This window comes from Aliiglaciecola lipolytica (assembly GCF_018860635.1).
Taxonomy (GTDB): domain Bacteria; phylum Pseudomonadota; class Gammaproteobacteria; order Enterobacterales; family Alteromonadaceae; genus Aliiglaciecola; species Aliiglaciecola lipolytica_A.
Genome location: NZ_JAHKPT010000027.1, coordinates 20,837 through 27,629, shown reverse-complemented (window position 1 = coordinate 27,629; position 6,793 = coordinate 20,837). Strand labels below are relative to the sequence as shown.

General features: G+C 44.7%; 9 protein-coding genes. All 9 read right to left on the bottom strand.

The window, feature by feature from the left end; genetic code table 11:
• Positions 1-149, bottom strand: a 149-nt coding sequence (locus KO530_RS15955; protein WP_216049456.1) for a Type I secretion system protein TolC, incomplete at its 3' end; no start/stop codon positions are given.
• Positions 150-237: 88 nt separating this feature from the next.
• Positions 238-570, bottom strand: a complete 333-nt coding sequence (locus tag KO530_RS15950) for a hypothetical protein (protein WP_216049452.1) — start codon at positions 568-570, stop codon at positions 238-240.
• Positions 571-686: 116 nt separating this feature from the next.
• A complete protein-coding gene (locus KO530_RS15945; protein ID WP_216049451.1) occupies positions 687-1,271 on the bottom strand; it encodes a DJ-1/PfpI family protein in 585 nt (194 codons plus the stop codon).
• Positions 1,272-1,388: 117 nt separating this feature from the next.
• Positions 1,389-1,841, bottom strand: coding sequence for a hypothetical protein (locus tag KO530_RS15940; RefSeq protein WP_216049450.1), 453 nt, complete (start codon positions 1,839-1,841; stop codon positions 1,389-1,391).
• A 150-nt stretch (positions 1,842-1,991) separates the two neighbouring features.
• A complete protein-coding gene (locus KO530_RS15935) occupies positions 1,992-2,717 on the bottom strand; it encodes an ABC transporter ATP-binding protein (protein WP_216049449.1) in 726 nt (241 codons plus the stop codon).
• On the bottom strand, positions 2,710-3,921 hold the full coding sequence (locus KO530_RS15930) for an ABC transporter permease (RefSeq protein WP_216049448.1): 1,212 nt from the start codon (positions 3,919-3,921) through the stop codon (positions 2,710-2,712). The genes KO530_RS15935 and KO530_RS15930 overlap by 8 nt, the downstream gene beginning before the upstream one ends.
• The gene (locus tag KO530_RS15925; RefSeq protein ID WP_216049447.1) at positions 3,918-5,081 is read right to left on the bottom strand and encodes an efflux RND transporter periplasmic adaptor subunit; all 1,164 of its coding nucleotides are present in this window, start codon (positions 5,079-5,081) and stop codon (positions 3,918-3,920) included. The genes KO530_RS15930 and KO530_RS15925 overlap by 4 nt, the downstream gene beginning before the upstream one ends.
• A gap of 387 nt (positions 5,082-5,468) precedes the next feature.
• Positions 5,469-5,978, bottom strand: a complete 510-nt coding sequence (locus KO530_RS15920) for a TlpA family protein disulfide reductase (RefSeq protein WP_216049446.1) — start codon at positions 5,976-5,978, stop codon at positions 5,469-5,471.
• A 397-nt stretch (positions 5,979-6,375) separates the two neighbouring features.
• Positions 6,376-6,756, bottom strand: a complete 381-nt coding sequence (locus KO530_RS15915) for a VOC family protein (protein WP_216049445.1) — start codon at positions 6,754-6,756, stop codon at positions 6,376-6,378.
• Positions 6,757-6,793: the final 37 nt, after the last annotated feature.

Below are 6,793 nucleotides of genomic sequence, written 5' to 3'. Positions count from 1 at the left end.
CGTTGCTCGACCCAGCCTCGCCTATGTTCATAACTTTGCCCCGTAAATTCATCTTCACCGCACAAAAACGAGCGACGAACACAACGGGAGACGCAATGATAATAGGACGTATCAATAAGACTAATTTGAGATTTTCGTGACTGAGGCATAACTAACCATCCATGGTTGTTGAGTAACTGTAAGCCTAGAACATCTAGAAAAAATTACCAAATAATCATGGATGTCATGTTAATTTTGTTAACCACATTTAATTTTCTTTTCGCCAATATGATAAACGTTATTAACGAGGACATATGTACCTGAAATAATTGCTGATGTTGGAATAGATAGTATTGCAAATATTTCATCATTCCATTGGTAAAAGCTAGTATCACCATCAGTCAAGTTCACTAATTTTAATATTTTTCTATCTGTTGATAGCGCACATTGATACTTTTCTGAATAGCCTATTTCAGGCATAACTACACAACTGGTTAGAATAAGAGCAAGAAATAACATGAATATTTTGTTTAGCATCAAATTCTCATTTTTATAAAAATCATTAAGTAACTTCTTGTTTGCTAACGCCAACTTAAGCGCCCGCTAACAGCTCTTGTGGAATATCCGTCCCAAGTTAATCTGAAAGAATCTGCAGCCTGAGTTGTTCCCCTAAACAATCATGGGTGTCTTGATAATTCCATGGGTGTCTAAATAATTTTACGCCAGTCAAATTCCATTTGCCTCGCGGTTTTCTCTGCCAAATCTAAACTAGCAAATTTTGAAACTAAGTGAAGGGTCATATCAATGCCAGCGGAAATACCACCAGATGTTACCACCTTGCCTTCATCTACCCACCGTTGATTTTCGATAACGGTTAGGTCTGAATATGAGCTCCGAAGATCTTCAATATCTTCCCAGTGAGTGGTTACTTTGAGATTGGATAACAATCCGGCCTCCGCAAGAATAAAGGCTCCGGTACAAACAGACGCTACCGTTTTCGCGCTCTTTGACGTAGTAGAAACCCAATCAATAACCTTTGATTTTAGCAACTCCTGGGTGTGAATGCCGCCAACAACTATCAGTACGTCAATTTCAGGATGATGGCTAAAACAATAATGCGGATTAACCTTAAATCCGCCTCTAGCCTTAACAGTGCGACTTTCCTCGGCTACTAAAAACACGTTAAACAACCCTGCAGGATTAGATAACCTGTTGGCAGTTGAAAACACTTCAAAAGGACCAGAAAAATCTAGTACTTCAGCATCATCGTAAATGTAGATTCCAACATTCAATGCATAATCCCCCATGACTCATTGCCGCCGGTTAAATTGTGTAGAAAGCTCGCTCTGGCTTTTGTTCCGCAAAAAACATGACTACTTTAGAATCAAGTTTAAAGCGCTTGTATGGATTTATAGTTTTTTGTAGTAAACGTCAATTTTGTGCTCAATCGCTTTAAAGTCACTCTCTAACTTACGAAAACATACTTCTCTGGTTTCTTTTTCTTCGTAGTCTTTGCCTGAAACTTTTGTTGTTGTGAGCGCACTAGAAGTCGCGCAGAACCCCGTATTATCAATTAGACGAATACTGGTATTCTCAAATGTAGAGCGAGGGGTAGAATTCGGTTTATTCATTTTTTTCATCAACCCAATCATCTGCTTTCCTGTAACTTTACGACTGTCTTTACCCATACCCGGAATATGCATAGTTTGAACAATTTCATATTGCTCAGTTATCCAATCAGAATATTTCTCAGCATCATTGCTCATAAAATCTGACTCAAACGCAAAATAAATAGATTTGAGTTCATCATTTGCTAGAGCGTTACAACTTACGATAATTAGCAAGGTTATTAAATACTTCAATCTTTACTCCTTTAAAACTAGTGCCTTACACTAACCGTTCATCAAATGTTTGGCGAATTGTTAGTCCGAATACATACAGTTGATAAGTGACATTGTGAAGCGCAATTGCGGTTTGCAATTCAAATATATAATTTATTTCAACTTATTAGCTCAAACACGGCCACCGGTGTCACTAGCGATCCTGCCGTCTTCGAGGGTTATTATGCGGTCGCATTGAGCAGACAGTTTCGCATCATGTGTTACCAAAAGCACCGCGCAGCCAAATTTCTGATTGAACATGCGAAATAAGGCGAAGACCTCGTCTGCGCTTTTGCTGTCGAGATTACCTGTGGGTTCGTCTGCCAGTAACAGGGCAGGTTGGGTCACCAGTGCCCTAGCTACAGCTACACGCTGTTGCTGACCGCCAGATAGCTGATCAGGTTTGCGTTCGGCGTAAGCGGCTAGGCCCACTTCGGCGAGGAGACTATGACCAAGCTCGCGCTGCTCGGCGCTAGGCTTTCCATGGGTGACCATCAGCGGCATGAGGACGTTCTCGAGCGCCGTGAAAGCCTGAATGAGATGGTGGAACTGAAATACAAATCCGATCCTGCTGCTGCGCAAAGTGGTGCGACGACTGTCATCACTGGTGCGGGTGGCTTCGCCCAACACCTCGATCTCGCCAGCGGTTGGGGTATCCAATAGACCAATCAAATTGAGCAAGGTACTTTTACCTGAACCGGAAGTTCCAATCAGCGCGGCGAAGTCGCTGCGCTGAAGACTAAGATCAAGCCCGTGCAACACTTCTACCTCAGTCGGCAAACCTAAGTTGTAACTCTTCCTCAACCCTTTTAGACGCAACACCTCTTGGCGCTGATTAAAGGTGCCGACGTCAGACATGACGAATAGCCTCCACCGGATCGAGGTGCGCGGCACGGTGCGCCGGAATGGAGGCTGAAATGACTCCGGTTAAGGTTGCCAGCATGCTCGCGGCCACCAGCAGGCTGAGATCGACCGGAATGAAAAACAATCGCGGCCCGAACGTGTTAAAAATCCAGACCAACAGATAACCGCTAATGCCGCCCAGTAGTGAGCCAAACAGCCCGAACAGTGCGCCCTGAATAAGGAACACAAGCAACATTTGTGTACGTGTGATACCAATGGCGCGCAAGATGCCAATCTCGCGAGTACGCTGAACAACGCTTACCGAGAGCACGCTAGCAATTCCCAGCGCCACGCTCAACGCCACAAACATACTGATCATATTTGTCGACAAGCTTTGACTCTGCAGTGCATTCAGCAACTGCGCATTGGTCTCCATCCAGCTTTCAACTTTCTGACCGGTCAGTCGGCTTATGCGCGTCGCCGTAATGTCTGCACGAAAAATATCTATGACAGTCATATCGATTACGGTTGCCGCTCCGGGCAGATTTAGCAGCGACTGCGCCTGACTCATATCTAGGTAAACATACCGCGCATCAAGGTCACGAACACCCAACTCAAAAATTCCGGCGATACTCAACACGCTGTCGCCGCCTTGCCCAGTCTGCAACCTTAACTTGTCGCCGGCACTAACACCTAGTTCGATGGCCAGTTGCTTGCCAATCACTGTTTTGCCAGCACCCACTTCGAAAACCCCTTCAATGATGTCTTCGCTGATGGGCAGAATCCGCTGGTAGCGCTCGCTGTCTATGCCGACCAGTGCCACCGATTCAAGGGCTTCACCGCGACGAGCAAATGCTGGCCCGGAAATAATCGGAGACACTGCCGTTACCTCTGGCAATGTGTCCAATACATCACGCAATTGCAACCAGTTGTTTATCGAACGCAGTCGTTGCGCTCGCTTGCTTTCCAATACCAATTGCACGCTGTCATCAGATAGTGGCAGAATCTGGTTTACCTCATCGGGAGCCGACAATCTGATATGCGACTGTGTACCCAAGGTGCGATCAATGATGTTGTCTTGCAACCCGGTGATCAGTGCGTTGATAAACACGATAACCGCAACGCCAACCCCAATGCCGATGAGAATTAAAGCACTTTGTGAACGACCTTCTCGCAAAAACCTAATAGCGATTGTCGATTCGGTCCATATGCCTGTCATTCGAACTTAACCGGTGTTTCGCGAGCGGTAGATGCATCGGTTTCCTTGGTAAGCGGCATTACATCATCTTCACGAGCACGCACCCGACTGCCATCCACCAGCGACGGGTCTATATTTGCAACAATCAGATCGTCGTTTGCCAATCCACTGGTAATCTCGGTTCGCCCCATTCCGCGCAAACCAAGCGTCACTTTTGTGCGTTGCAAGCGACCGTTTGTGACTTTCCAAACGTATGCCGAACTGCCATTAATGTCATCAAGCACATCGTTAGGCACGACAAGGGCGCTCTCGCGACGGCCGGTTTCAATATTGGCTGTGACAGTCATGTCTTGACGCAGAAAGTCAGGAATCGCTGCCAATTGTAAACGGATATCAACACTGCCACGCTGTGGATCCACCGCTGGCGAGATAAAACTCAAGGTAGCCGAAAACGGACTATCCGGATAGGCATCCGTTACACACAGGGCAGGTTGTCCCAGACGCAAAGCCGAGAGATTCCTTTCATCCACCGGCACCAGCAGTTCGGTTTGGCCAGCACGGGCAATCTCAAACAGCACGCGACCTGGCTGCACTACGTCGCCAGGTTCAGCATTACGAGTTAACACAGTACCGCTCACTTGGGCACGCACTATTGTTTTTTCCAGTGCTGCGCGTGCAGCCGCTAGGCGCTCGGCAGCAGCAACATCGCTAGGATAACCAGCAGTCAGCATTTCTGCAGCAAGCTTGGCTTGTTCAAGTGCTGCACGTGCCTCAGTTTCCTGTTCAACCGCCTGTTCAACGGCTTCATGGGCAATTAGCTTACGCTCTAGTAAATCCCTTCGACGCTGCGCTTCGCGCCTGAACTGCTCGTACCGCGCCTCAGCCCGTTTCAAAGTGACATCGGCCTGTGGTTTACTCGATTCACGCAGTTCAGCAAGGGCGGCTTTTGCTTCACCGACGCGAGCAAGTTGTTCATTGTCTTGTAACACCGCCAGTACGTCGCCAGCTAGGACCTCGTCACCTTCACGAACAAAACGCTCAGCGATCACGCCTGAGATTTGTGCCCCCACTTGCGCCCGCGATCCCGACGTAACCCGCCCGGTAGCAACGACAGTCTGCACCAATGGCTGACTTTGGATACGATATACAGCCAACTCAGGCCCCTGTAGTTTGTGCACCATCATCCATGCGCCCAATACAACGATGACAACAAGCAAAATGAGGTAAGCAGTTCGCCTGCCTGTAAGCTTCATTGTAATCTCTGAACCAAAAGCACAGAACAACACCCTTTACTGGTAGTCTGCTGAATACGGTACTGAAGGAAGCTAACTAGCCAAGCTAGCTCACCTTGAGCTCGGAGGGCCATCAATCGCCAAGCGTTCCATAAGGACAAAGATGAGAACAGGCCCCTTAGTTGGAGCACACTAGTTGATTGCTGGTGACCTAGCTTTGCTATCTCGGCAATAAACTGTTTTGTTGCGAATTTATCAGTCATTCATATTCCGGTATTGGCGCCTAATCCCTTCTTAAATGGGGTAAAAAAGCTGTTTCTGTTTTTGGTGGCAATTTTAAACCGCTAGCGAGCTTGAAAGTTGCTGGTTTAGCACTTCAACAATTTTATCTATAGACGCATCACCATAACCTATTTCATGAAAAACAAGCTCTCCATTTTTGCCTACGATAAATAAGTTAGGAATTGCTTCAACACCAAATTTCTTACCTATGGCACCTCGTTTATCATGAGTTAACGTTAAGTTTAGTGAAGAAAGTAACTTTTTAACCTTGTTATATTTTTTACGATCTTCCTTAAAATTAACGGCTATCACTTTGACTTTATCTATACCCACTTTATTTTGAATATTTTCTAAGATTGGAAGCTCCTTGATACAAGGTGAACACCAAGATGCCCAAAAAGATATAACCACAATTTTACCTTTATGATCCTTCAAGCTAACAATGTCACCATTGTTATCTTTACCCAAAAAATCTGGTGGGATATCCCCCAACTCTAATACTGTTTTAGCATTAATATTTAGAGAAAAAACAACGATTAATAGTAAGATTATTCGACTGAACATTATTACGACTCCCTTCAAACTAACGTCCGAAATTACTGCATCAACTTGACTATCGAGGCCTTACTGTAACAAGCCATTAGTACTGTATCATTGATTAAAATTATTACCCTAGACTAAACCAAACCGCCAGAAAATAACAATTTTTGATGAGGGCTACACTTAACTGGTTTTGATAGAAAAATTAGATATATAAATATTTGAAATTAATAAAGTCGTTACTCAATTGTGGGAAAAAGCAGTGGTTAAATCGTAGAACTAAGGAAAATTTCTATGTTTACGCTAAAGACAGGCTTTAAAAGCCTGTGCGCAATAACGCCGCGATAAGTGCACAAATATAGCTGGTTATAATGTTGAACGAAGTGAAAACAACCAACTTTATTTCGGTTTGAAGTGCTAGTTAGCCGCGCTTATCAACTCTCCATGGTGGATTGACTCTATTCTCACCAGCCCAGTATAGTTTGATTTTATTACCTGATGGATCGTGCAGTATTGCTTCACGCCATAAATAACTTTGATCTGTTGGTTGTTGATCAAACTTGATACCAACAGCTTTTAAATCTGATACCCATTGATCTAAATCTTCATGTTCAAAATAAATTACTGCACCATTTAAAAAATCACCTGTTTCTAATGAAAGTGAAAAAGTTGAATTTCCGTCGGTGCATTCGAACCGGGCATAATGGGGAGTATCTACAATTTGAGTAAACCCTAGTTTTAAATAAAACTCGGTGGCTTCATCCATGTGTTTAACTGGCAATGTAACTTGATTAAGATTCACGGGACTTCCTTGTGCAATTAACACTAAGCTAACGGGT

What these genes read in the sequence shown, in the direction of transcription:
- KO530_RS15935 (WP_216049449.1), bottom strand. Translation starts at nt 2,717, where the DNA reads ATGTCTGACGTCGGCACCTTTAATCAGCGCCAAGAGGTGTTGCGTCTA.
- KO530_RS15930 (WP_216049448.1), bottom strand. Translation starts at nt 3,921, where the DNA reads ATGACAGGCATATGGACCGAATCGACAATCGCTATTAGGTTTTTGCGA.
- KO530_RS15925 (WP_216049447.1), bottom strand. Translation starts at nt 5,081, where the DNA reads ATGGTGCACAAACTACAGGGGCCTGAGTTGGCTGTATATCGTATCCAA.
- KO530_RS15920 (WP_216049446.1), bottom strand. Translation starts at nt 5,978, where the DNA reads ATGTTCAGTCGAATAATCTTACTATTAATCGTTGTTTTTTCTCTAAAT.